Genomic DNA, 1,971 nt, shown 5'->3' with positions numbered 1-1,971 from the left:
GTGACTGGGAAGGCGATCTGATGATCTTTGAACGTGCCAATGGCAAGATGAACGTGGCTTCGCTCGTCGAACGCAAGACCAGGTTCGCCGTCCTGTTTCGCAACAACGACCGCAGTTCGACCCACTTCATGCGCAAGCTGATGGATGTGATGGAACCCCTACCCCAGCCGGCCCGCAAATCGATCACCTTTGACCGTGGTTTCGAATTCCGGGAGTGGAGAAAGCTCAAGTCGGGCATCGGCACTGACAGCTGGTTTTGTGACCCACAAGCACCCTGGCAAAAAGGCTCGGTCGAGAACCTCAACAAACGCGCACGGCGATATCTTCCCCGTGACACCCAGCTCGCGGCGCTCTCAAATCGCAATATGAAGGCGATTTGTGACCGCCTCAACGGCACGCCAAGAAAGTGCCTTGGTTGGCGCACACCGACGGAAGCGTTCAGGGAAGAGTTGAGGAAACTGAGATAGCGGAAACTGTCGCAACGACCCTTGAGACACCATTGGTGGATTCACAAACGAAGTGCAAAATATGTACGAATACAGAGAGTTGCATGGAGTATGAAGAATGGGAACCCACTACTGTCACCTGAAGCTGGACGAACGTCGCAAGCTTGCAAAGTGGCTTGAAGCCAAAATGCCGATTTCAGAGATCGCGGATCGACTGGGTCGCGACCCGTCCACGATCTACCGAGACATTAAGCGTAATCGGTACACGGACAACGAACTGCTTGAGCTAAATGGGTATCACGCGCTCGTCGCTCAGGACAAATATGAGCAGCGCCGTGCGATCCATCGCAAGATGATCATCCACCCTGATTTGAAAGCCGCTATCGAAAACCGCCTGAAGGCTGGCTGGTCGCCCGAACAGATAGCCGGCAGGATGCGGCTCGAACGGCACCCGATCCGCGTGAGTCACGAGACGATCTATCGCTTTGCCTATTCCAAAGACGGTCGCGAGGAACAGTTCTACCGCCATCTCCCTGAGCATCGTCGCCACCGTCGGCCGCGTGGTTACCGCAGGCACAACAGAACCCACATATTTGACAGTCAAAGCCTGTCACACAGGCCTGAGCGTGTCTCAAAACGCTTAGAATTCGGCCATTGGGAGTGCGACTTGATGATGTTCCGCAAGGAGCATGGGAAGGTAAACGTGACGTCACTGGTGGAGCGCGTCAGCCGCTATGCCGTCGTGATGCGTAATGAAGATCGCCAATCCAAACCGATCATGGAGTCTCTGATCAACGGGTTGGCTCCCCTGCCCGCCGATGCGCGCCAGTCGATTACCTTCGACCGCGGCACCGAGTTCTCGGCCTGGAAATATCTCAAGGCCGGGATCGGAGCGGATGCCTGGTTCTGTGACCCGCAAGCGCCCTATCAGAAAGGCACTGTTGAGAATACGAACAACAGGCTGCGTCGATACCTTCCAAGATCAACCGTGTTGATTGTCACTGAGAACTGACCCGGTAGCCCCATAAATTGTCACTGAGAATTGACCCATGTGAACACACTTCCCCGACGGTTTTGGTTGGGGGGATTTGGAGTGATCGACATGGGATTTTTGAGTGTCATTCGACGCTGGGCATTGCGTGACAAGATGCCAATCAGGGAGATTGCCCGGCGGACGGGTTTGTCTCGGAACACGATAAAGAAGTATCTGCGTGAAGGTGCGGTGGAACCGCAGTTCAAGACGCCCAAGCGTCCAAGCAAGCTGGATCCCTATTCGGATCGGCTGTCAGCCTGGCTTTTAATCCAGACGCGGAAGTCACGCAAAGAGCGGCGGACAGTGAAGCAAATGCATGCTGATCTGGTGAAGCTGGGATATGATGGCTCCTATGAACGCGTAGCAGCTTTCGCCCGGGCATGGCGTGAAGATCGGCATCGAGCGGAACAGACGACGGGGCGCGGCACCTACGTGCCTTTGGTGTTCGCGCCCGGCGAAGCCTTCCAATTCGATTGGAGCGAGGACTGGGCC

General features: G+C 55.6%; 2 protein-coding genes and 1 pseudogene. All 3 read left to right on the top strand.

Translation table 11 applies throughout. The annotated features are described in order from the left end of the window. A partial coding sequence (locus tag A3722_RS04025; RefSeq protein ID WP_150120429.1) for an IS30 family transposase occupies positions 1 to 467 on the top strand: 467 nt, incomplete at its 5' end. Between the two features lie 97 nt (positions 468 to 564). Next, a pseudogene (locus A3722_RS04020) lies at positions 565 to 1,428 on the top strand (IS30 family transposase); the annotation flags it as partial. 120 nt (positions 1,429 to 1,548) lie between these two features. After that, positions 1,549 to 1,971: helix-turn-helix domain-containing protein (locus A3722_RS04015; protein WP_150120430.1), on the top strand; the 423-nt coding region annotated here is incomplete at its 3' end.

This window comes from Sulfitobacter sp. HI0027 (genome assembly GCF_001634775.1).
In the GTDB taxonomy this organism is placed as follows: Bacteria; Pseudomonadota; Alphaproteobacteria; order Rhodobacterales; family Rhodobacteraceae; genus Sulfitobacter.
This window is presented reverse-complemented; position numbering and strand designations above follow the sequence as displayed.